The 23,084-nt window shown below is 50.9% G+C and carries 20 protein-coding genes and 1 riboswitch; of the genes, 4 read left to right on the plus strand and 16 right to left on the minus strand.

All coding sequences use genetic code 11. The features are described 5' to 3' along the window. Nucleotides 1–99 precede the first annotated feature (99 nt). The 12 genes from GC101_RS01935 to bcaP form a co-directional block, all read right to left on the minus strand. Complete coding sequence (locus tag GC101_RS01935; protein WP_246354132.1) at nucleotides 100–1,113, minus strand: ABC transporter substrate-binding protein; 1,014 nt, start codon at nucleotides 1,111–1,113, stop codon at nucleotides 100–102. Between the two features lie 198 nt (nucleotides 1,114–1,311). Continuing rightward, complete coding sequence (locus tag GC101_RS01940) at nucleotides 1,312–3,129, minus strand: APC family permease (protein ID WP_042137741.1); 1,818 nt, start codon at nucleotides 3,127–3,129, stop codon at nucleotides 1,312–1,314. A 128-nt stretch (nucleotides 3,130–3,257) separates the two neighbouring features. Next, nucleotides 3,258–3,417, minus strand: a riboswitch (cyclic di-AMP (ydaO/yuaA leader). A gap of 226 nt (nucleotides 3,418–3,643) precedes the next feature. Next, entirely contained in the window at nucleotides 3,644–4,078 is a 435-nt protein-coding gene (locus GC101_RS01945; protein ID WP_039298958.1) for a disulfide oxidoreductase, read from the minus strand. Then, complete coding sequence (locus GC101_RS01950) at nucleotides 4,075–4,830, minus strand: DsbA family protein (protein WP_171715895.1); 756 nt, start codon at nucleotides 4,828–4,830, stop codon at nucleotides 4,075–4,077. The genes GC101_RS01945 and GC101_RS01950 overlap by 4 nt, the downstream gene beginning before the upstream one ends. 93 nt (nucleotides 4,831–4,923) lie before the next feature. Then, on the minus strand, nucleotides 4,924–6,843 hold the full coding sequence (locus tag GC101_RS01955) for an ATP-binding protein (protein ID WP_171715896.1): 1,920 nt from the start codon (nucleotides 6,841–6,843) through the stop codon (nucleotides 4,924–4,926). Nucleotides 6,844–7,046: 203 nt separating this feature from the next. Beyond that, the gene (locus GC101_RS01960; protein WP_171715897.1) at nucleotides 7,047–8,363 is read right to left on the minus strand and encodes a hemolysin family protein; all 1,317 of its coding nucleotides are present in this window, start codon (nucleotides 8,361–8,363) and stop codon (nucleotides 7,047–7,049) included. 313 nt (nucleotides 8,364–8,676) lie between these two features. Then, nucleotides 8,677–9,090, minus strand: coding sequence for a spore coat protein GerQ (gene gerQ, locus GC101_RS01965; protein ID WP_246354154.1), 414 nt, complete (start codon nucleotides 9,088–9,090; stop codon nucleotides 8,677–8,679). 179 nt (nucleotides 9,091–9,269) lie between these two features. Then, nucleotides 9,270–9,692, minus strand: coding sequence for a cell wall hydrolase (locus GC101_RS01970; protein ID WP_042137747.1), 423 nt, complete (start codon nucleotides 9,690–9,692; stop codon nucleotides 9,270–9,272). A 288-nt stretch (nucleotides 9,693–9,980) separates the two neighbouring features. Next, nucleotides 9,981–10,373 carry a DUF2500 domain-containing protein gene (locus tag GC101_RS01975; protein ID WP_171715898.1) on the minus strand — a complete coding sequence of 131 codons (393 nt, stop codon included), beginning with the start codon at nucleotides 10,371–10,373 and terminating at the stop codon, nucleotides 9,981–9,983. A 227-nt stretch (nucleotides 10,374–10,600) separates the two neighbouring features. Continuing rightward, nucleotides 10,601–10,777: a hypothetical protein gene (locus tag GC101_RS01980; protein ID WP_171715899.1), complete on the minus strand. Its 177-nt coding sequence runs from the start codon at nucleotides 10,775–10,777 to the stop codon at nucleotides 10,601–10,603. A gap of 215 nt (nucleotides 10,778–10,992) precedes the next feature. Beyond that, complete coding sequence (locus GC101_RS01985) at nucleotides 10,993–12,285, minus strand: WD40/YVTN/BNR-like repeat-containing protein (protein ID WP_171715900.1); 1,293 nt, start codon at nucleotides 12,283–12,285, stop codon at nucleotides 10,993–10,995. 28 nt (nucleotides 12,286–12,313) lie between these two features. After that, nucleotides 12,314–13,699: a branched-chain amino acid transporter BcaP gene (gene bcaP, locus GC101_RS01990; protein ID WP_171715901.1), complete on the minus strand. Its 1,386-nt coding sequence runs from the start codon at nucleotides 13,697–13,699 to the stop codon at nucleotides 12,314–12,316. 267 nt (nucleotides 13,700–13,966) lie between these two features. On the opposite strand from bcaP, the gene GC101_RS01995 reads away from it, so the two are divergent. Continuing rightward, on the plus strand, nucleotides 13,967–14,890 hold the full coding sequence (locus tag GC101_RS01995) for an L-lactate dehydrogenase (RefSeq protein ID WP_039298976.1): 924 nt from the start codon (nucleotides 13,967–13,969) through the stop codon (nucleotides 14,888–14,890). Nucleotides 14,891–15,260: 370 nt separating this feature from the next. Here GC101_RS01995 and GC101_RS02000 read toward each other — a convergent pair whose 3' ends face one another. Together GC101_RS02000 and GC101_RS02005 are read right to left on the minus strand one after the other, a co-directional pair. Further along, a complete protein-coding gene (locus GC101_RS02000) occupies nucleotides 15,261–16,193 on the minus strand; it encodes a tyrosine-type recombinase/integrase (RefSeq protein WP_171715902.1) in 933 nt (310 codons plus the stop codon). Further along, nucleotides 16,190–17,104: a LysR family transcriptional regulator gene (locus GC101_RS02005; RefSeq protein ID WP_171715903.1), complete on the minus strand. Its 915-nt coding sequence runs from the start codon at nucleotides 17,102–17,104 to the stop codon at nucleotides 16,190–16,192. The genes GC101_RS02000 and GC101_RS02005 overlap by 4 nt, the downstream gene beginning before the upstream one ends. 117 nt (nucleotides 17,105–17,221) lie before the next feature. On the opposite strand from GC101_RS02005, the gene GC101_RS02010 reads away from it, so the two are divergent. After that, nucleotides 17,222–18,538, plus strand: a complete 1,317-nt coding sequence (locus tag GC101_RS02010) for an APC family permease (protein WP_171715904.1) — start codon at nucleotides 17,222–17,224, stop codon at nucleotides 18,536–18,538. Between the two features lie 188 nt (nucleotides 18,539–18,726). Beyond that, a complete protein-coding gene (locus tag GC101_RS02015; protein WP_171715905.1) occupies nucleotides 18,727–19,677 on the plus strand; it encodes an alpha/beta hydrolase in 951 nt (316 codons plus the stop codon). Between the two features lie 127 nt (nucleotides 19,678–19,804). On the opposite strand, the gene GC101_RS02020 is transcribed toward GC101_RS02015, so the two are convergent. Beyond that, a complete protein-coding gene (locus GC101_RS02020; RefSeq protein ID WP_171715906.1) occupies nucleotides 19,805–20,161 on the minus strand; it encodes a hypothetical protein in 357 nt (118 codons plus the stop codon). A 235-nt stretch (nucleotides 20,162–20,396) separates the two neighbouring features. Here GC101_RS02020 and GC101_RS02025 point away from each other — a divergent pair, with 235 nt between their 5' ends. Continuing rightward, nucleotides 20,397–21,725, plus strand: a complete 1,329-nt coding sequence (locus GC101_RS02025) for an outer membrane protein assembly factor BamB family protein (protein WP_171715907.1) — start codon at nucleotides 20,397–20,399, stop codon at nucleotides 21,723–21,725. Nucleotides 21,726–21,737: 12 nt separating this feature from the next. Here GC101_RS02025 and GC101_RS02030 read toward each other — a convergent pair whose 3' ends face one another. Continuing rightward, nucleotides 21,738–22,958, minus strand: a complete 1,221-nt coding sequence (locus tag GC101_RS02030; protein ID WP_171715908.1) for an aminotransferase class I/II-fold pyridoxal phosphate-dependent enzyme — start codon at nucleotides 22,956–22,958, stop codon at nucleotides 21,738–21,740. Between the last annotated feature and the right edge of the window lie 126 nt (nucleotides 22,959–23,084).

Consider the following 23,084-nt stretch of genomic DNA (forward strand, 5'->3'; position numbering starts at 1 on the left):
GCTCCATTTAAAAAAAGGTGCAGATCATCGTATCCGGGGATACAAGGACCTGCACACTCGCTACCGGCAAAGGCTGATCACCGGCATTTTGAACGCTGCTTATTTTACAAGACTGCTCAGAGCATCATCAATTGTTTTGGAGTTAGCTATAGGACCGCTGTACAGCCAGCTGGTTGCTCTGCCAAACTCATGAACATTCCCCGCCTTAACAGCCGGAATCCCCTTCCAGATCGCGCCATCCGTAACTTCAGCAGCATCCGCCCCGTCACTGTTCACAAGGATGATATGATCTGCAGTCAGCTCAGACAATTTCTCAAGTGAAATCGGATTCCACGTTGCTCTGGACTCAGCAGGAATTTCGGTAACCAGATTCGGGAGCTTCAGTCCAAGATCTCCATACAATACCGCTCCGCTGCTGCGGGTTTCGTCTACAATGAAGAAGCTCTTGGAGACTAGCCAGAGAATGGCAACGGACTCATCGCCGATGGCAGCAGAGATTTTGGCTTTTGCATCAGCAGCTTTTTGATCGTACGCTGTAATTGCTGCTTCAGCTTCAGGCGTTTTGTTCAACAGCTCGCCGATCTTGAGCAGCGATTTGCGCCAGTCCTTGCTGACTTCGTCGCCGAGTACATAAGTAGGTGCAATTTTGTTCAGCTGGTCATACAGGCCGTTCTGAACAGTACCTTCCGACTGTACAATGGTGAAGTCCGGTGCGAAGCTTGTTACGGCTTCCAGTGGAAGGTCATAGCTGATGGTTGGAATATCTTTAAGCTCAGCTGCGAGGTATTCCATAGTACCGTTTGTAACGGACCATTGGGCAACCGGGGTCACGCCAAGTGCGACCAGATAATCTTCCAGATAAGAAGCCAGCACACGCTGCGGGTTCGCAGGGATAGTGACTTTATGTCCCATGGCATCTGTTACTGTTTGCTCTACCGCTGTTTCAGCAGGTGCAGTTGTAGCTTCGGTAGTTGCTGCAGGTGCTGTAGTTGCCGCAGCTTCATTATTGGCTGCATTGTTATTTCCGCACGCGGATAGTAACAACGTTGTGGTCATGAGTCCGGCCATAGCCAGCTTCATGCTTCCTGATCTTTGTAGGTTGAACGAAAACATTAACTACCCCTCCTGTAAGTACATTCATTATTGGTCAAAGGTTACTGCTGCCTTTGCCTCACATAAACTGATGATATTGATTCTCATTCTCTCTGTCAACTAAATTATCTGGTTCCATGTACACTCACCCTGCGCTTAACAAAAAACGGCTGTCCCCGCAACCTGCGGAAACAGCCGTTTTACATATAAAGGGTATGTCTATTTGTGCAAATGATACGGTACAGTTGCTATAACGATATCCTTCTGATTCATCAGATAAGAACGGATGAACAAGCTGGTCTGATTATGCAGAATCGCCTGCCACCAATGCTTCGTAACAAATTGCGGAATGAGTACAGTAATATGGTCTGTAGAAGCGGTTTTCCACTCCACCGTATCGATGAATTTCACCAGCGGGCGGATGATGCTGCGGTAACGCGAGCGGAGTACAATCAGGCGCACCCCAGGGTTCCACTCTTCCCACTTCTGTTCCATTTTGTGAATCTCTTCTTCATCGAATCCGACATATACAGCCACTACATTCTCAGTCAATGACTTCGCATAGCTGATCGAATGCAGCACCGCACGGGTAACACCGGCAACGGGAACCACTACTGTACTTCCTTTAATACAAGGTTTATCCGTAGCCGGACAAATGCGCAGCTGATCGGCAATATTCATATAATGGCGGTGAATCCGGTGGAACACGATGATTACAAGCGGCAGGAAGATGAAGGCCATCCATACACTCGAGAATTTAGTAATAATGAAGATGAGTGTTATGGTTAAGGTTGTGAGCATGCCTACTGTATTCACAGCGAATTTGCTCTGCCAGCCCTTAGGCTTAGTTCTGTACCACTGGACCATCATGCCAAGCTGTGAGAGGGTAAACGGAATGAATACCCCAACGGCGTATAATGGAATCAACCCTTCGGTATTTCCGTGAAAAGCAGCTACAAGCACAGCCGACATTACGCCGAGGAAAATAATGCCGTTGGAGAATCCCAGCCGGTCTCCGCGCACCATGAAGGCGTGGGGTAAATATTTGTCCTTGGCGAACATGAACGCCAGCAGCGGGAAGGCCGAATACGCTGTATTCGCCGCCAGGAACAAGATTACTGCGGTGATGCCTTGGATGAAGAAGTACAAACCGCCGCGGCCAAAGGTAGACTCGGTAATCTGCGACACAACCGTTGCTTTCTCATCCGGCATGATGCCGTACCAATAAGCCAGAAGCGTAATCCCTGTGAACATAGCTCCGAGAATCAGCCCCATCAGCATCAGCGTTTTAGCCGCATTTTTCTCAGCCGGTGCTTTGAAGTTAGGGATCGCATTGGAGACCGCTTCTACCCCGGTCAGTGCCGAACAGCCGGAGCTGAAGGCCTTAAGCAGAAGGAACATACTGACATTTGATACCGCTGAGCCGATCTCAGGAACCTGGGCATGAGCACCGCCGGTTGCATATTTGAAGACTCCCGCGATAATCAGTACAAAGATGGAGACGACGAACAGATATACCGGAATGGCTATGAATGAAGCTGATTCAGTAACACCCCGCAGATTGACAATCGTTAAGAGCAGAATGACAGTAACCGCTATGAGTACACTATGATTATGAAGCCCCGGGAACGCTGATGTAATTGCATCTGTTCCCGCCGAGGCGCTTACCGCCACCGTTAGAATATAATCGACCAGCAAAGAGCCGCCGGCAAGCAAGCCGGTATGAACCCCTAGATTGGTTTTGGCAACAATGTAGGCGCCCCCGCCCTGCGGATAAGCAAAAATGGTCTGCCGATAAGACAGGATTAAGATGGCCAGCAGGCCCAATACGGCTAATGCAATTGGCAATGAGTACCAGATAGCTGTGAAACCTGCGGCCACAAGTACGATTAGGATTTGTTCTGTTCCGTAGGCTACAGACGAGAGCGCATCAGAAGACAGGACAGCCAGTGCTTTCACCTTGGATAACTTTTCATGATCGAGTTCGTTCGACTTCATCGGACGCCCGATCAATAGTCGTTTTACCTTGCTTACCATTGTAGTAACAGTTCCTCTCTTTGTTAAGTTGAAACGGCAGTACCGCGCGCTGTTTTCATAAGTGGATTTCATAAATGCAGGCACAAAAATAAGCATACGGAAATGATCCGCATGCCTTGAGTGCATGGTCATTATCCCACTATTGCTTACGAGGTTAGCTGGCGGATTCGGGCTGTGGTAGCCCTACGGTTTTCGAGTCTGCTGACCCGCTTCCGATTCACCCCGTTGGCACTCGGCCAAGTTTGGTTCCCCCGTTTTTCCTTCCGGAAAATTCAGCGCATATTCAACTTCTCACAAGGACTAATAATAATCTACAATGCCTCTTCCGTAAAGCGTTGAAACAAATGAAAAAAGAATGAAAAACAACCAAAACAACCAAATCCATGATCCGGTATGTCTTGATCTTTCATTCTCTTTCATTATCCCTTTATCGCGTGATTTTACAGCATTTCTGCTTAATAATTTACACTCAATTTAAGGGAAATATATACTCTTCATTCTGCCTGACGGCTTCTTACTCACCTGCATCCTCTTTACGCCCTGTCCATAGCAGAATTGTGATTAATGCGAACGCAATGAGTGCCAGCAGCGGGATGGTGATGAATCCGAAATAATTCAGATAATCCGTGTTACACGGCACACCAATTGTACATGGAAGCACCTTGCTGAGTGCCGGAATTTTCTGCTCCGCGTAATGATAGATCGAAATGCTTCCGCCAATCAAACTTAAGGGAAGGACATAAGGGATAATGCGCTTATCCCCCCGGTAAGTGGCGATTCCGAGCAAAATCAGCTGCGGGTACATAAATATCCGCTGAAACCAGCATAGCTTGCAGGGCTCATATTTCAGCACTTCACTGAGATACAGACTGCCTGCTACAGCAACAACCGAGACGAACCAGGCCAAGTAGAGACAATTCCGGCGGCAGAATGCAGAGAATTTATTCATTGTGCAGCCACAGCTTCCGCAGCTACCTGGATTTGAGCATCAATTTCTTCCATATTAAAAGGTTCATTCACCTTGACTCCATTGACATACAGTGATGGCGTGTTGGTTACGCCGGTGTCTGTGCCAAGCTGGATATCTCTCTCCAGTTCGCTTTCGTAGGTCTTGTCTTCAATATCCTTACGCAGCAGGTCGAAGTCAATGGGCAGTTCTAATTGTTGTGCCAGACTTACCAGGAAGTCCGGGGTTGCCCACTCTACCTTTTCTTCACCCTGGTTAGCATAGATAGCATCGAAGAATTTCCAGAAGGCCTCTTGATTCTGATGGTACACGGAGAGTGCCGCAAGTGAGGCTGTTCTCGAATCCGTACCGATAAAGGCCAGGTTGACGAAGTAAAAGGCTGCTTTATCCTGATTAACATACTCCTGAACGATTTGCGGTTTAATCACCCCGGTGAACTGGGCGCAAGCCGGACATTTGTAATCGCCGAATTCAACGATTTTGACGGGTGCATCTTCTTTGCCCAGCCGTGCCATTTCACTGTAATTGAAGTCAACGGGAGCCGCAGCAGATCCTGTGGTTGAGTCGTCCTTCGAGGCCAGCATGAATAATCCTACAAAAATAATAACAACTAAAGCCACTGTACTCACGATCAGAATTCTCGTTTTCTGCTTCTGCTGCTCCTGCTCTGCCCGGCGTTTCTCCTGCTTGCTCATCTGGGGAAGCGCGACATTGTTCTTTTTTGATTTGCTCAAAGAGAGTTCCTTTCTGTCCATAGGACTGTCGTGATAAAAGATAAGTTACTTTAAAATTATATAATTAAAGTTCTCTCCTTGGCAAACCCTACATTATACAGCTTTTGTTGCCGGAGGCACTCCGCTGTCTTCATTTTCTTGGTTGTAAATCAGGTCCGGCGATGAATCCAGCGACTGTAGCACAATTCTGAAAAAGAACTGGGTCCCGCCGCCCGGCGCCGGTTCCGCCCATATTTCTCCCTGCATAAGCTCCACCAGCTTCTTGCAAATGGCCAAACCCAGACCAGTACCGGGATATTTACGTGTGTGGGAAGCATCCACCTGGGAAAAGGATTGGAACAGCAGCTGCAGCTTATCCGGCGGAATGCCAATGCCCGTATCCTGCACTTTGAATTGCAGCGTCTGAGAGGCTCCCATCAGGCCGCAGGATTCAACAGTAACTGTAACCGCTCCTGAAGGAGTGAATTTCACCGCATTGCCGATTAAATTAACCAGGATCTGACGGATCCGCGCAATGTCTCCCACGAACTTGCCGGGAAGCCCCTCTTCTACCGACAGCACAAACGACAATTGCTTGTCTCTGGTGATCACTTCGAACAGCTCCATACACTCCTGCAGCAGCACAGTCAGCTGAAACGGCTCCTGGTTCAACACGAGACCATCTGCTTCCAGGCGGGATATATCGAGAACATCACTCATTACATGAAGCAATGCCTGGCTGCTGGTACTCTGCAGCTTCAGCAGCTCCAGATGCTCGGGTTTGCTGATCTCTTCGGCCAGCAGCTGATTGATGCCGATAATTCCGTTCAGCGGCGTGCGGATTTCATGGCTCATCGTCGCCAGAAACTCGCTTTTCATCCTGGCAGCACTCTCTGCCGCATCCCGGGCCTGAATCAGTTCATGCTGGTACTGCATCAGGGCAGTGACATCCTCGGCAACGATATAGACCAGCTGTTCCTTATTATGAAGCAATGGAAATACCGTTACGCTGCAGATCATCTGCTGGCCGTCCCTGGTGATAACCTTCAGCTCCAGCTTGGAGGACTTCCCTTGGGAGGCATTGCGCACAGCTTCCTTGACCGCGGCTTCATCCCTGTCACTGTACAGGATGTTCTTGAATTCCCCCAGTTCTTCTCTTCCATATCCGGTGGTATACCGCAGGGCAGGATTGGCACTGATGATCTTCTTAAGGGCCGGATCAATACACAGCACCATATCCGGGCTATGCTCGAACAAGGCCATATAACGCTGCTCATTAAACGCTGCAAAGCGGAGCACATGCTGCCGGTCCCTATAGAGCAGGCCAAGCACAATCGTCACAATGAACAAGAAGGAGCCGCCCAGAATGATGCCCAGTAGTGAATCATCCAAGAGCGGAGCGCGCCCTGTATACAAGAATGAGTCTACTACTGTGAAGGAAGCGCCGGCCATTGCAGAATAATGTATACCTGTGAACGCACCGGTCAGGGTTAACACGAGCAGCAGTTTTTTGACACTGAGCATGTTGTAGGCATTCGCCAGCCATTTCGGGTCGTAGGATGCGGTAATGACTGGCACAATCAGGGCGAACAGGATGGACAGGATAATGGAAAAGAACCCTTGTTCATACGTTGCCGAGAGCTTCATCGCCAGAATGCCGCTGAAATGCATGATCAGGATTCCGCTGCTGAATAGCATGCCGCCAAGACCCAAATAGATACGGCTGCGGGTATGGGGGTTACCAAGCATCACGAACAGCATATATGAAGCGGCCACAGGAATGATGAGCGAGAATACAAGCAGCAGCAGATCATACGATACCGGAACTCCCATATCCATCGCCCGCATTCCGATAAAATGCATACTCCACATCCCTGTGCCCAGCACTACAGAGATAAGCAGAATATAGAGATTCCCCTTGCGGCCACGGAGAAGCCGTTCCGCCAGATCCAGGGCTGTGAAGCACGATAGAAATGCTATAGCAACAGATAAGAGGACAAGCAGATCATTGTAATGATTCGGATGATGCTCCATAGGTCCTCTCCCCTTTCTTGATTTCACAATATTGCACTGCACCTATTTACACTACCTTACCCTTGGTGAATCCAGTCGAATCGTGGATGTTGCCTCATGGGACAAGCAGTTTTTGCCTAAGGAGAGCGCTGCAAAAACCGGAGCCCCTGAATGCAAAAAAAAGCACAGCGCTGTAACAGCGCCATGCTCTTGTCTTCTTGTAATTAAGCTCCGGCTTCCTCCGTCAAAAACTGCACCTTCAGCAGCTTAATCCGGGAAATCCGCTTATTGTCCGTCTCTTCTACCACGAATAAATGATTGTCAAACTCCACCGTCTGGCCTTTTTGCGGAGGATTGACCTCCAGCTTGGAATACAGCCAGCCGCCTATCGTATCGTAATCATCCGTCTCCATATGGATTCCGAGCGTATCATTGATCTCCTCGATCAGCATCAGGCCGTCGATAGAGAACTCATCCTCCCCCAGCTTCTCGATACCGGGACGTTCCTCGTCGAACTCATCCTGAATCTCTCCGACAATCTCTTCCATAATATCCTCCAGAGTAACCATTCCCGAGGTACCGCCATACTCATCAATCAGGATAGCGATTTGGGTCTTGGCACGCTGCATGACCTTGAGGAGGCTGCTAATCTGAATCGATTCCGGTACAGTTAATATCGGACGGATCAATTCGTTATACTTGGGCGCATTATCACGGATCATATCCTTGATATGAATGAAGCCGAGAATATGGTCCTTGTCTCCGTCGCAGACCGGATAACGGGTTCTCATTCCGTCAAAGGCAATTTCAAGATTCTCGTCCGTCTCCAGATGCGTGTTAAGACAGATCATTTCCGTGCGCGGAATCATAATCTCCCTGGCCATCGTGTCGGCAAATTCGAAGATATTATCCACCAGGGTCATTTCCGTGTTGTCGATCAATCCGCTTTTGTTGCTCTCCTGCATCAGAATGCGTATTTCTTCCTCCGTATGGGCTGTAGCCAGCTCCGATGCCGGCGTCAGACGGAAGATACGCAGCAGCCCGCGTGCCAGGCCGTTAACCACCCAGATGAAGGGATACATGATCCGGTAAAAGACATTCATCGGACCTGCAGCAAGCAGAAGTACTGCCTCCGCTTTATTCACCGCAATGGTCTTCGGGGCAAGCTCGCCCAGTACAATATGCAGAACAGTGATGAACATAAAAGCAATGATAAGCGAAACCACAAAAACAGTTGTTTCTCCGAAGCCGAGGTTCGTAATAACCGGCCCTACAATCGTAGCAATCGCCGGTTCTCCTAGCCAGCCTAGCGCAAGCGAGGCAAGTGTTATGCCAAGCTGACAGGCCGACAGATAACCATCCAGATTATGAACGATCTTTCTTGCTGCAGGGGCTCGCTTGCTGCCTTCCTCAATCAGTGAATCAATGCGCCCGCTGCGCACCTTCACCATTGCATACTCAACCGAAACAAAAAAACCGTTAAGCAGCACAATCAAAATAATAAGACCTACATTTAATATACCGGGTAAAGGGTCGCTCAATTTATACTCCTATCCGCCGTTTCCTGTGCGGGCGGATAGGCCCACCTCCTTCGTTTGTTCAAAATGTCAGACTGGATCATGCCAGCTGTTCCTTTCCGTATCAATTTCCCAATGCCTTCATCTCCAGTACATAAATCACGGATTATAAATAATACTTTTATTATATAAATATATTAGGTGAAACAGCAAGCATGCGTGTCCCCTCGAAAAATACAGCATATGTGCGTACGGTAGCAAAAGAAACGGCTGACCGCCTTTAAACAAAGGTGGACAGCCGTTTTTGCGTTATTCTATGGATAAATGGCCAGAAAGCTTATCGGCAGCTCCGTACAACCGCCGGATTTCCGATAACTCCCGGATATTGATAGACAAGCGGCTCTTCAAAGGTGGCATAATCGAAATTCACCATCAGCAGCACAACCCGTTGTCCGGTCGCCCGGTCGCTGATAATCAGATGGTCGCGGCCGGCAGCTTCAAGCACACCGGTATAGACCTTGGCGTTCCAGTCTTTGTTGTTCTCGTAGGTGAAGTAGAAGGTGCCGACCTTGCCAAGGTTGAGGCGGAAGATGTTCTCCACATAAGACTGTTCGAACACCGGTGCAGTTGTTGAGACCACGGTTCCGGCAGGCGTCATGGGGCTGCCGCTGGTGACCTGCGGCGGCATGCTGCTCATAGTACCCATGGTACCCATGGTGCCCATGTTTCCAATGTTCCCCTTGTTGCTCATGGCACCCATAGTATTCATCGGGCCCATGCCGTTCATGTTGTTCATGTTGTTCATGTTGTTCATGTTGCTCATGCCACCTGCTGGGTTGCTGCCCATCATATAATTAACGGGACGATAGGGTTGAACGATCATTTACGAATAACCTCCTTGAATTTGAATTAGCATTCACTTAAGCGTACCTAGAATAATGACGGGCAATCCACCTGGGTCGGAGTGAAGAAGCAGTGTGCCTTGTAGCGGCCGGTGTTCTGCTGGTTATACCAGTTGGCCGGACAAGCCCCGACAGGCCGGAAGAACCACAGTGCATTTGATGCTGGCCAGGTTCTTTCCCCGGCGATAGCGCGTTTTGCCAGACGAATGTCGGCCTCCCGTGCACGCTGATAGAAGTACCCCTTCTGCGGGGCTTCAAAGCCGCCCGGGCTCTGGTACACCATATCATTCACACTGCGGATGTTGTTGAAGTCCAGACAGTTGCCGAGAATCCGGTTGACCCCGACATTACCGACCATCAGCATGCCTGACTCCCCATCCTCTTCGGCCTCGGCCCGCATCAGCCGCGCAAGCACCCTTACATCCTCCGAATTCGTTTTGATGACGGCCACGCGTTCTCCTCCTTGTAATCACTTCATTGACAGTTATGGAACAAAGCTGTAACGCCAAGCATCCGTTGTTCTTTACTGCTCGCTGTATTGTATGTGCATTCGCCTAAGTGGTGACAGTCCCCGCCCAATTTCCTGCGGTCTGCAGCAATACCTTGTATACCATGAAAAACCTGCCTTTGAGCCGAGGCAAGCACAACCCAAATACCCCCTTGCACCGCTGACGGTTACAAGGGGGCTGCTGAACACTTTTCAAATAAACATCACACTATCCATGAACAAGCCTGTTCACTATTCCGCTGTGGAGTAATGCGGGCGCCGCTGAAAGCCATGATATCTTGTACCCTGATATGTCAGCACCCCTCTGTCCCCTTCAGCACTCATGCCATATTCTTGGCCATCCACCTTGAACTCTCTGCGGACACCATCCTCCGCTTCATACGTCAGGTAGTAGGTTGTGCTGGTGCGGCTGCTCTCATCCTGTGCATGCTGCTGGCGGACTTCGCTGCGCTTGCTGACAATGCGGGCGGGTATGGACTGCAGGGGGGCATTATTGTTCCGGCTCCACTGAAGCAGTCCTCTGCCTGCAGACACAGCGATAATCCCCACGACTACAGCGAGGAATATCGGCAATACCGTTCCTGTAAAATCAAACATCCAGGATGGATCCGGTCCCGTTCCCATGTTCTCTTCCCCCTTGTTCCCATCTGGTTAGATTCCCTGCCCTTTGCAGGTCTTCTCTACATGTATATGCCTCTTCCCTTGAAGACAGCATAACAAATGTGTAACAACCCCGGCTGCTCCGAGAGAATCTTCACTTGGGGTGATGACAGCACGCCAAAAAGACCACCTAAATCCCCCTATATCCGGGAACCTAAATGGTCTTCATTATACCAAGAGAGGCGGTCACATTAAGCATGTACGAGATCTAGCAATTGTCTGGTTTCGCTTGTTTCTTCCGGCAGCATACCGTTGTCCGCCCAGCAAGCTCTGCATTGTTCTTCCGTTTCACACAGGTGAGCATCGTCACAGTTGTAGCACAATTGCAGCAGGTTTCTTGTCATATAATCCGTTTCAAATGTTTTCATAATAATCTCTCCTATTCGGGATGAAAGTTTGTGAAAAAATGAACTTGTTCTCTATGTGTTAAATATATCACAGGAGTGAAAGTTTGTCATGTGATTTTTTTCACATTTTTAAAGAAAATTTTAAATAAGTTTTTTCCTTATATTAAGAGGGCTTTGCGGCCGTATTATCAAAAAGAAAAGGCTGCCCGCCAATGCGGACAACCTCTTAATTACCTTTACATAACCCGCCAGCTCACTCCGCCATTCGTAGTCTGCAGCAGGATAGATCTGCGGTCCTCTTCTTTCTGGATCAGCAGCCAGCCTACATCATCCGAGATGAATTGCAGCTTCACTACTTCCGGGTATTCCAGCAGCTTGGACTGCAGTACACTGCTGGCCGGAAGTGCCGTCCAGGTCTGTCCCTGATTCATCGTCTTGTACAGCAGGTTCCCCTCTAAAGACCAGCCCGCCTGCGAGCTGAGGAATTCAGGTGCCACATGCCGGTTAATTCCCGTCAACGCCGGCCGGCTGAAGCTGATAAACTTCCAGTTCTCTCCCCCGTTTGCAGTGAAATAGCCGTTGTAGGTCATGCTGGCCTCTTTTTCTTTTTGACAACCTACAGACAGCCATCCGCTTGTATGATCCGTACCGAAGAATTCAGGTTCACCGGCAATGACCCGGTCACAGCCTCCAAAGCTCTCGTTGACCAGAAATTCAGAGCCTGCCGCCCAGGTTGCCCCGCCGTCTTTGGTGACATAGACCTTAGGCAGCGCCCCGGTCTGAAGCGTTACGAATCCGCGGCTCCCGTCCTTAAATATCATTCCGGTCGTAACGCCCGGCAGCGGAATTGTATTGTTAGGCAGATTCGGATTATACTGCTCATTCTGCATGACCAGGGCCCAGGTTGCCCCGCCGTCCTGCGTAGCATACAAGGCTTTGCTCTCTTTGGTGGAGCTGGCATCCCAGGAAGTCATCAGCCAGCCATGGGACGGTGAACTGAAGTAGAACGAGGACAAGGTGTTGGTGTCAGGAAAAGCAGAAACTTTCCAGGTATGTCCCCCATCTGTTGTGCGCAGCACCACGGTCTCGGTCGTGCCGAAAGAGCTTCGTATAATCCAGCCGTTGCTGGGATCGGTGAAGAAAATCTCTTTGCCATACACCGGGTTGCTCAGAAACTGCACAGTCGTAGCCGGCGAGATATTGGCCCAGGTTTTGCCGTTATCAAGGGTCATATACATGCGCAGCTCATTTTTGGTGACACCCCAGGCTATTCCCGCTGACGGGTTAAGCAGCCTGAAGTCTGTCAGCCGGGTCTGAATCTGATATTTCGGGGCATTCTCATTATCGACGTTCTTGGCATCCGGTGTGATGACCGTAATCATCTGCCCTTCTTCCGGCGCTTCCGTCGGCTGCGGGGGCTGGGAAGGCTCGGGAGCGGGAGCAGAAGAACAAGCCGAGAGAATAAGTAAGGTCAGGAGAAGCAGCAGCACCCTTCTCAGAACCTTGTAACCTGAAGCTGTGGATGACAATGCTCTCTCTCCTCTTCCCGTTAATCCGTTATTTCTTCGTATTTAAATTACTGCGTTTGTATCCGTACAGACCATAGATTAGCAGTCCTACTGCAAGCCAGATCAGGAAGCCCATCCAGGTTTCTCTTCCCAGATTATACATTAGATAACCGCAGGCTGCCGCACTAAGGAGCGGAATGAACGGAACCCAAGGAACCTTGAAGCCTCTTCTGAGATCCGTTTTCGTACGGCGGAGCACAATAACACCCAGTGAAACCACCAGGAAGGCGAATAAGGTTCCGATACTGGTCAGATTGGCCAGCCGGTCAAGCGGGACGAAGCCGGTAAGAACGGCAATCAGTCCGCCGACCATCCATGTGCTGCGCACCGGCGTATGTGTTTTCGGGCTGACCTTGGACAAGCTCTGCGGCAGCAATCCGTCACGGGAAATGGCAAACAGCAGACGGGTCTGTCCGAACAGCATTACCAGCAGCACGGTAGTCATCCCGGCAATGGCACCTACAGAGATCAGACCGGCGATCATATTCTGGTCAACGAACCGCAGGGCGAACGATACCGGATCACTTACATTGAGGTTCTGATAAGGCACGATCCCCGTAAGTACCAAGGATACAGCGATATAGAGCACGGTACAGATCGCAAGCGACGAGATAATACCGATCGGCAGATCACGCTGCGGACGCTTCACTTCTTCGGCAGCAGTCGAAATGGCATCAAATCCGATATAGGCAAAAAATACGGTTGCCGCACCATTCACTACACCATGGAAACCAAACGGCAGGAATGGCGTCCAGTTCTCCGGCTTCACATAGAATATACCGGTGACGATAAACAGCAGCACCACCGAGATTTTGATCACAACCATCACTGCATTGAAACGGGCGGTCTCCTTGACCCCGCGTGTCAGCAGGTAAGAGATCAGCAGGATAATGACCACTGCGGGTAAATTAATAATGGTTCCTTTATCTGCATTATACGCCCCTGACAAAGCGGTGGGCAAATGAATGCCGAAGCCTTCCAGCAGTCCCTGAAAATAACCGGACCACCCGCTGCTTACCGCCGCTGCGGCTACACCGTATTCTAGCACCAGATCCCATCCGAGAATCCAGGCCAGCAGTTCCCCGAAGGCGACATAGCTGTATGCATAAGCGCTGCCCGATACGGGCAGTGTGGAAGCAAATTCGGAGTAACACAGTGCGGATAACACACAGGCAAAGCCGGCGATGATGAAGGACAGCACAAGTCCCGGTCCGGCATGCTCCGCAGCAGCCACTCCCGTCATTACAAAAATTCCGGTGCCGATAATGGCCCCTACACCGAGCATGGTCAGATCCATTGCACCCAGTGTCTTGCTAAGTTTCTCCGCTCCGGTATTCTGGGGAATAGCCAGCGGTTTTTTGCGGAATAAATCCATTCTGAAATTCGCTCCTGTCAAGTGGTTGAGTGGATAATAAGAAATACATTGTTAGCATGCCCGTTTTGGGGTAATGGATTAAAAGCGGACAGCTTGAAAACACTATCCCTAGAGATTATGATGGATAAGATTGGACCGCAAGTGGAAACGGCTCTGCCTTCCTTCTATAGGACGGTACCGTTTCAGCGAGAAATATAAGGATGAATGATGGTGTTTAACTTATACACCCTTATATTTCAAAATTCGAAAGCTGGAGGAGATCTAACAATGGCCCCATTTAAGCCCAATCGTGTCGTAGTGATCGGCACCGGTGCAGTCGGAACCACGACGGCCTATACGCTGCTGCTGCGTAAGCGCATGCCCGAACTAGTACTCATCGATGTTAACCATCAGAAGGCGCTTGGTGAAGCGCTGGATATGAACCATGGCATGCCATTTGTCGGCGGTGTGAAGCTCTGGGCCGGCACCTATGAGGACTGCAAGGAAGCCGACATCATCATCGTCACTGCCGGAGCCTCCCAGAAGCCTGGTGAAACCCGGATCGACCTGCTGCGCAAGAACATCTCGATCTTCAAAGATATCATCCAAAAAATCACGAAATACAATCATCACGCTATCCTGCTGATTGCCACAAATCCGGTCGATATTCTGTCGTATGCCACCTTGAAGATCAGCGGCTTCGACCGCAGACGGGTTATCGGTTCCGGTACTGTACTGGACAGCGCCCGCTTCCGTTACCTGATTGGGCTTCATAAGGAAATCGATCCGCGCAGTATTCATGGACAAATCATCGGTGAACATGGCGATTCCGAGCTGCCGGTCTGGAGTCTCGCCAATGTCGCGGGAATTGATCTGGGCTTCGATGAAGCAGAACGTGATGAGATCTTCGAGGACACCAAGAATGCCGCCTACGAGATCATAGATGCCAAGGGTTCTACCTCCTATGCCATCGCACTGGCACTGGACCGGATTGTTGCGTCCATTCTGAACAATGAAGGCTCCGTCCTGAATGTATCCACACTGCTGAACAACTACAACGGCGTGTCAGATGTATTCCTCGGCGCTCCGTGTGTAGTAGACCGTTCCGGCGTGCGTGAAGTACTTGATCTTCCGCTCAGTGACGAAGAACAGCTTCTGTTCCAGCAATCCGCCGATAAGCTCAAAAGTGAGATTGCCAAGCTGGAGCTATAGTCTCCGCGCATGGACAAGCCTGCCGCCAACCCACAGGGGATTGGCGGCTATTTTTACTTAAAGGAAGAGATTCAAGATTCAGACTCTGCTTCTTCTCCAGCCCGCCTTACCATCAGACGCGCGAAGACGCGTTAACCGATTAAAGTCAGAATTGCTGTCCAGCTTATCAATTTCTTTCATCCATGGTCTAATCGTTGTGTCTACGACTTCGAGGCTTGTCCCTCTCCGCCTTCTACCCTGAATAATAACCCCTTATCATGTTAGCAATTCACGGCGGTGTTGTCATTATAAAAATGCACATTCCGTGTGATTTATGCGTTATGTTTTGAACAAAAGTTCATAGTGTGTATTGACGCTGTTAGCTCCAGGTTCACGAGTCACCGCTGCCTGTCTTATACGGCATACCGATCTGCAGTCTGGACATAGCTTCTTCCTTCTCACGGCTCGTAATATGTGTGTATACAGTGGTCGTCTGGATCGAGGAATGGCCCAGCAGCTCCTGCACCGTGCGCAGATCCGCTCCTTTGCGCAGCAGCATGGTGGCAAAGGAGTGCCGCAGCTTATGGCTGGAGTACGGCCGGCGCTGGGACGAAGGCACCTCACTCTGGAAGCGGCTGAATGTATCCGCAGCAATCCCTTGGATGCCGCGGATGGAGAGCCGGCGGCCTTTTTGCGAGATGAACATCGCCTCCTCCTTGCTGTGCCAAGGATTAAGACGGTCCGTCAGCGCCTGGTCAAGATACGGGGCAATATCCTCAGGAACCGGCACATTGCGCCATTTGCGTCCTTTGCCGAAGACACGCAGTGAACGTCTCTCTACATTATAATCACTCTGATTCAGCGTATGTACTTCCCCTACCCGCAGCCCCATATACGACATCAGCAAAAAAACAGCTAGATTGCGGCTTCTGTACTTGCCGTCTACCGCTGACAGAAACCGCTGCAGGTCTTGTTCATCCAGATAGACGGGCTCGCGGTTTTTTTCGGTTTTGGACTTCTTGATTCCGGCGGCCGGGTTGATATTCAGCAGCTCCAGCTCCGTCAGTGCCTTGAAGAGGCAGCTTATTGAGGCATGCTTACGGTTACGTGTCGCATCACTTACCCCGCGTTCCCGCACAGAAGTCAGATAGGAGACAACCTGCAGCTTTTTAACAGTACCCAGCTCCCGCCCGTTCAGACTGCCTAGAAATTCCCGTGCATCAGCAAGATAAGATTTCTGTGTATATGCTGTGTAGCCGGCGTCCTTCATCCAGATCAGAAAGGCATCCAGCTCTTCTTCATATTCATGCTCCGGCTCATTCATGCCCCGTGCTCCTCCTCTTCTCTCCACATTACAGCATGCTTCTGCACCGTTCCAAGAAACTCACTTAACGCTGGGGATTTCCACTTTTTGCTGTGATAGGCAATTTGGGTCGCCACCCGCTGGGATTCATCATTCCAGTTCAACCGGCCCAGCTTGCCTTCCGCCAATTCCCTGCGGACCGTAATCATCGGTAGGAACGAGATACCGAGTCCTGCCATTACGCATTGCTTGATCGCTTCAATGCTCCAGAACTCCAGATTCGGATCGGGGAACACTCCATAGCTGTTCAGATGGCGCTCAAATAAGGTACGGTAGGTGCAGCCTGTTTCCGTATGCAGAATCGTTACATTTTTAAGATGCTGCGGTTCAACTTCTTCCAATTCCAGCAGCGGGTGATCGAGCGGAGCGACCAGCGTCATCGCTTCATGGATCAGCGTGTCACAGTACATCTCCTTATACTCCGTCTCCGGTTGGAGAAGAAAGGCCAGATCAAGCTCACCTGAGCGGACGAATTCCGTCAGCTCCCAGCAGGCTCCCGGCTTCAGCGTAATCTGCACCTGCGGATGCCGGCTACGGAATTCCTTGATAATTCCCGGGAGGCGGAAGGCCGCCAAAGATTCAGGTGCACCAATCCGCAGCGAACCGGATATTTCCGTCTCCGACCGCAGCGCGTTCTCGGCCATCGTGTGCATCTTGGAGATTTCCTGGGCATACGGCAGGAGACGGCGGCCGGCATCGGTGAGAATGATCTTTTTGCTGATCCGGTCAAACAGGGGCTGCTCCAGTTCTGCCTCCAGCGCCTGAATCTGTGCGGTAATGCTGGACTGGGCGTAATCAAGCTTCTGGGCTGCACGGGTAAAGCTGCCGGTCTCAACTACAACGAGAAAGGTGAACAGATGCTTAGACTCCATAGTACCTCCTTCAACCTATCGGTTATTCGAATGGATTCCATTCGATAATTCCGTTTTTCCAATGGATCTATTATCTGATACTCTATATTTAAATACAAGGAAAGCGGGACTATTTATATGAAGGAAAATAAATCATTACAACGGAATATCGGGATGCCGCAGGCTATTGCCCTGTACATAGGAGCCGTCCTCGGCTCAGGTGTGTTAATCGTACCCGGACTGGCAGCGGAGATGGCTGGACCCGCTTCGCTGCTGGCCTGGGGATTCATGACCCTGCTGATTCTCCCGCTTGCGCTGTCCATGGGTCTGCTCTCGGCCAAATTCCCTAATGCCGGCGGGGTATCCCATTTCGTCACCCTGGCCTTCGGCCCTAAGGCAGGCGCACTGGTCGGCTGGTTCTTCCTCATGTCCGTGCCGATTGGCGGTCCTGTCGCTGCACTCACCGGAGCGGGTTATATGACAGCCGCCATGGGCTGGGGCGATCCGGCCAGAATTGCCATCGCTGCAGGGATGCTGGCCATTGGCCTGATTATCAACGTGATCGGTATGAAAGTGGCCGGAAAAGTACAAATCGCCGTTGTGATCGCGATTGTTGCTGTACTGGTCTTCTCATTTGCTGCGGCTCTGCCAAGAATGGAGAGTATCCACTTCACACCGTTTGTTCCGCATGGCTGGATGAGTGTCGGGCAGGCGGCAGCGATTCTCTTCTGGTGCTTCATCGGCTGGGAGGCCGTCTCACATCTGTCTGAAGAATTCAAGGACCCGCAGCGCGCTGCGGTCAAGGGTGTGACCATCGCTGCGGTCATTGTCGGAGTCCTCTATTTCCTCTCGGCACTCGCTACAGTCGGTACGCAGAGCTATCTCCGCGGAGGAGCCGACTCTTCACTGGTCTGGATCATCAGCCAGCCGCTGGGAGCCTGGGGCGGATTCATTGCCGGACTCACCGGACTTTTCATCTGTACGGCGACGATCATCGCCTATTCAAGCGCTGCTTCACGCGTAGCTTATGCCTTGTCACGGCAGGGATATGCCCCGAAATGGATGGGCCGCTTATCAGACCGCTATCAGACACCTGTGGGAGCGATCGGCTTCCTGACCCTCTGCTTCACAGCAGTATTATCGCTCTACGGCAGCGGCCTGCTCTCGATTACGACACTGATTAAATTTCCCAATGCCACCTTCATCCTCACCTATATTGGCGGTTGTGCTGCAGGAATCCGCCTCTTGCGGGGCAGCCGGGCAGGCGTAACGATCAGCTGGATTTCTTTTGCCGCTACGGTAGCCGTGTTTCCGTTTACAGGCTGGGCGATCATGTATCCACTGCTGATTACACTGTTGTTTGTTCTGGTGGATTATTTAAGACAGGGACGTAAACGTGCAGGAAATATTCCTGTAGCCAGTGATGCTGAAAAGATTTCCCGGCGCGCATTATAGGGCGCTTATAAGAAACAGGCTGCACTCCTCCTTATTTGAGGATGCAGCCTGTTTATCTATATATAAGCGGCGGAGTTTCCAGCCCTTGACCAGAGCTTCCGTTCGCTTTACGTTTCAGAAAAGTGTCAGATGGTTATGGATGAAGGAGAGCCTGACCTAAATCAGATCTAAGAAGGAGACTGTAAACCATGCCAGAAGACAAGAAGATTGTTCTCGAGCCCGCAGCCCAGAAATTCGCTGATGACAACTCCGAGCCTCCCTTTCTGCCCGACCTTGGGCCTGAGAAAGGCCGCGAAACGGTAAATACAGTCCAATCCAGTGAAATATTCAAGCCCGAAGCCGATATCCAGGATCTGACGGTATCCGGCGGACCTGGTGGTGAGGTGAAGGTACGAATTGTCCGTCCTATCGGCTCCGCTTCTACTTCACTCCCGGTCATACTCTATATTCATGGAGCCGGCTGGGTATTCGGCAACAGCCATACGCATGACCGCTTAATCCGCGAGCTGGCCGTCGGTGCCGAAGCTGCCGTCGTTTTCCCGGAGTACAGCCTCTCTCCCGAAGCCAAATACCCTACAGCCATTGAAGAAATCTACGCTGTACTGGAATGGATTGCCCAAGAAGGCTCCACTTACGGGCTGGATGCGTCCAAGCTTAGCGTTGCCGGAGACAGCGTTGGCGGCAATATGACTGCGGCCATCACACTGATGGCCAAGGAACGTAGCGGCCCGGCAATCTCCAAGCAGCTGCTGTTCTATCCGGTAACCGATGCTGCCTTCGATACAGAATCATATCACCTGTTCGCCGAAGGATATTTCCTGCAGCGCACCGGCATGAAATGGTTCTGGGATCAATATACCACTGATCCGGAGGAGCGGGCACAGATAACCGCGTCCCCGCTGCGGGCCAGCCTGGAGCAGCTGAGCGGTCTGCCGGAAGCCTTAATCATCACCGGCGAAGCAGATGTGCTGCGGGATGAGGGCGAAGCCTACGCCGCCAAACTCCGCGAAGCAGGAGTGCCGGTTACGGCAGTGCGGTTCCAGGGCATCATCCACGACTTCGTGATGCTTAACGCCCTGGCAGAGACCCATGCCAAAAAAGGGGCCCTGCTGCTGGCAACGGCCTGGCTCAAGCAATAAAGATTACGTTAAAATACGAAATCACATAATGAAAACAGCGGCAGCCATGGATGATATACATCCGGAGCTGCCGCTGTTTTATTGAATTAGACTGGTTCCCGCTGGTCAAATGATGGAGATAAATGCGCTACTTCCGCTGCGAATAGAACTCTGCCGCTTTGACCAGCATGTCCTTCAGTGAGCTGAAGGAGGTAGTTTTCGTGACACGCTCGTTCAGCTGATCCTGCGGCAGCGACTTCAGCTCCTCTGCTGATCCGGCAGAGAATCCCCCGCTTTGCAGAAGCTCCGTCAATGATTCGAACGGTGTGAACTTTTGCAGAAAAGAACCCGACAACAGTTGATCCAGCGGCAGCTTCTCCAGCAATTGATCGACAGGCAGCTGATCTAGCGGAAGCTTTTGCAGCAGCTCACCGACTCCGCCCTCTTTGAACGTATCCACTAATCCTTGTATTTTATCGCCAAAGCCTCCGAAATTGAATCCCATAAAGGCAACCTCCTGATAACTGTAGTTGCTCCTTATTACCCTAAATACCGCTCAGCGAATTACCTAGTTAACATAATGTATATTATGTTACGTTATAGTTATGATTATAGTTATGATTATAGTTATAGTTGTGGCTTTACCTCCGGTTACAATATTGTCTTCCTTATTTTAGCAACCAATCCTTCCTCCCGGCGTCTTACTATTTAGAACAAGACACATCAAGGAGATGACTCAGATGCCGCCAATGAAACCCATCCTCACCAGCATACTCGCCCTTTCCCTGCTCTCATCCCTCACCGCTCTCTCTTCAACTGACCTCTTGCCGGGTACAGCATACGCTGCTTCCGCGAACAATGCAGTCCCTGCGGTCTCCAAAGATCTGCTGCTGCCCCTGAAGTGGCAAGTAGCCACGGATGGCATGGGCATGTATGACAGCAAGCCGCCTATTATGAATGGAATTCTCTACTACTCAGACAGCAACAAGACGCTCTACGCCAAAAATATACCCTCCGGCAAAGTTCAGTGGTCCTATAAACAGGGGGAGCATCCGCAAATCGTCACGAATAACTCCGTATTCTTCATCGACAATCAGGAACAGCTCGTCAAAGTGTCCGCTGCCACCGGAAAGCTGATCTGGAAGGTTAAGGTGTCGGAGCGGCCTATAGAGATTGGGGCACAGGCCCGCCTGATTAACGGAAAAGTCTATTTTGCCAATGAGTACGGCGTTGTCGCGGCCTATAACCCGGTTTCCGGAAAGAAACTATGGGAGAATAAGAATATTCCTATGTATGCGGGGACCGTTTATGGAGATTATTCAGGTGTGTTCGTCGTTTCCAGCACGGTCGATAACATCCGCACCCAATTCTACGGCCTTGATCCGGCTACCGGGAAGCGGCTGTGGAGAATTGAGGGGTTATATAGTTATGTGACTTATCAGAATGGACAACTATTACTCCGTGAGCAGGCAAAGACTGCAGCGGGGAATACGGCAACGGCCGTGCCGGGTTACCAGCTGACTCTGGTACAACTGAATCCCGCTACAGGCAAGATTTCCGGCCGGGAAAACTATAATCTGCTGGACGACATCTCCAGATTGGGGAGTGCCGCTACCTCCATCCAGAACTCTTATGTTTATACGGCAGACGGCAATCTCGACCAGGATGGATATACTCTTACGCGCTTTAAGCGTGGAGCGGATACCGATACGGCCCCCACAAGCTATGCTAGCTTCGGCAACTGGCTGGCCGGTCCCGCGGACGGAATGGCCTTCTTCCAGCATGAGACACAGATTAGCGGAATCAATCTTGCGAACGGCAATGTCGTTGCGTTCGATCATCCGGCAGACAAGGTGGAGCACCTGCAGCACGTTGGCAAGGCTGTATTCGCCATTTACAAGAATGGCTATATCTCGATTAACCATTCCGATACCGGCGCACTGCTGGGGATGATCAACAGCGGTTCAAAGTATCCATACTTCGGCAATATAACCATCGATCATGGAACCGCACTGATTCCTACTGAACACCATATCTTAGCCGTTGCCCTGCCACAAGAATATCAGTAACATACGCGAAGTTTAAACGTTCGTACGCAGAAACTCCCCTATCCTCCGGGCGGCTTCCAGAAGCCGCTCTTCATCCTCAACCAGCGCTATCCGGGCGTAACCCTCTCCCTGACTCCCAAAAGCACTTCCGGGAATCACCGCTACCCCGGTCTTCAGTAACAGTTCATGAGCGAAGCTCTGTGATCTTCCCGCTTCACCGTTCACCCCATAGGTCTCCGGCAGCCTCGCCCAGATAAACATCGTTGCTTCCGGCAATGGCACACTCCAGCCTTCATGTGCCAAGGCTTCCACAAAAACATTCCTGCGGCGTTCATACAGCGCAGCCACTCCCTGCTCCGGTCCGGAAGTCATCGCCTGCTCCAGCGCTGCGACTGCCGCTTCCTGGATGGGATCGAAGACACCGTAATCCACATTGCTCTTCAGCTCCCGCAGTGCCCCAACGGCCTGAGCATTGCCCGTCATGAAGCCGATGCGGCAGCCGGCCATATTGAAGCTTTTGGAGAAGGAATGAAATTCAACCGCCGTATCCAGCGCTCCAGGGACCTGAAGGATACTGACGGGCCGGTAGCCATCGAAGCCCATCTCCGAATAGGCCAGGTCATGAATGATCAGCACGTCCCATTTAAGAGCAAGCTCCACTAACCGCTCCATATAAGCCAGATCTACCGTGACAGATATCGGATTGCCGGGAAAGCTGAGTAATATAAATACCGCTTCACGCCATACCTCATCAGGGATGCTCTCCAGATCGGGCCGGAACGCATTCTCTTCCAGCAGCGGCAGCGGCAAGGCTCTAACGCCGGCTATAGCCAGTGATCCTGAATAGATCGGATAGCCTGGGTCCGGCACAATCGCCAGATCCCCAGGATTGCAGACCGCTAGTGCGAGATGTGCCAGTCCGTCCTGCGAACCCATCAGGGCTACGATTTCTTCATTGGGGTCCACTTCAGCGTCGAAACGCCACTTCATCCATTTGGCAGCCTGCTTGCGGAACGCATCGCTTCCTTTGGAAGCCGGATAGGAATAACTATCCTCCCGTAGCACAGCTTCGCTTAAGGCATGACGGATCTCAGACAGAGGCGCCCGGTCCGGACTGCCAATCCCGAGATCAATGACCTCCAGTCCAGATTTTCGTGCTTCCGCCTTCCAGGCGGCCACCTCAGCAAAAATTGACGACCCCAGATGAGACAGCTTGTCCGATCTCCATTTATGTTTCGGGCTGCTATGTACCAATACAATACCTCCAGCATTTGTTTTCCAATTATTATAGCATGCGTTCAGAGCGCAGAAACCATGAAAGCCTGAGCAAATTTCGAGAATGGGATTATATTACATTAATATATTATTATTCTACTAAAT

Source organism: Paenibacillus phytohabitans, assembly GCF_013141775.1.
Lineage (GTDB): Bacteria > Bacillota > Bacilli > Paenibacillales > Paenibacillaceae > Paenibacillus_AQ > Paenibacillus_AQ phytohabitans.

Coding starts and splice junctions, on each gene's coding strand:
- bcaP (WP_171715901.1), bottom strand. CDS start 13,699: ATGGATTTATTCCGCAAAAAACCGCTGGCTATTCCCCAGAATACCGGA.
- gerQ (WP_246354154.1), bottom strand. CDS start 9,090: ATGAGCAACAAGGGGAACATTGGAAACATGGGCACCATGGGTACCATG.
- GC101_RS02025 (WP_171715907.1), top strand. CDS start 20,397: ATGCCGCCAATGAAACCCATCCTCACCAGCATACTCGCCCTTTCCCTG.
- GC101_RS01955 (WP_171715896.1), bottom strand. CDS start 6,843: ATGGAGCATCATCCGAATCATTACAATGATCTGCTTGTCCTCTTATCT.
- GC101_RS01995 (WP_039298976.1), top strand. CDS start 13,967: ATGGCCCCATTTAAGCCCAATCGTGTCGTAGTGATCGGCACCGGTGCA.
- GC101_RS01980 (WP_171715899.1), bottom strand. CDS start 10,777: ATGAAAACATTTGAAACGGATTATATGACAAGAAACCTGCTGCAATTG.
- GC101_RS02015 (WP_171715905.1), top strand. CDS start 18,727: ATGCCAGAAGACAAGAAGATTGTTCTCGAGCCCGCAGCCCAGAAATTC.
- GC101_RS02005 (WP_171715903.1), bottom strand. CDS start 17,104: ATGGAGTCTAAGCATCTGTTCACCTTTCTCGTTGTAGTTGAGACCGGC.
- GC101_RS01935 (WP_246354132.1), bottom strand. CDS start 1,113: ATGTTTTCGTTCAACCTACAAAGATCAGGAAGCATGAAGCTGGCTATG.
- GC101_RS01940 (WP_042137741.1), bottom strand. CDS start 3,129: ATGGTAAGCAAGGTAAAACGACTATTGATCGGGCGTCCGATGAAGTCG.
- GC101_RS02000 (WP_171715902.1), bottom strand. CDS start 16,193: ATGAATGAGCCGGAGCATGAATATGAAGAAGAGCTGGATGCCTTTCTG.
- GC101_RS01945 (WP_039298958.1), bottom strand. CDS start 4,078: ATGAATAAATTCTCTGCATTCTGCCGCCGGAATTGTCTCTACTTGGCC.
- GC101_RS01975 (WP_171715898.1), bottom strand. CDS start 10,373: ATGGGAACGGGACCGGATCCATCCTGGATGTTTGATTTTACAGGAACG.
- GC101_RS02010 (WP_171715904.1), top strand. CDS start 17,222: ATGAAGGAAAATAAATCATTACAACGGAATATCGGGATGCCGCAGGCT.
- GC101_RS02020 (WP_171715906.1), bottom strand. CDS start 20,161: ATGGGATTCAATTTCGGAGGCTTTGGCGATAAAATACAAGGATTAGTG.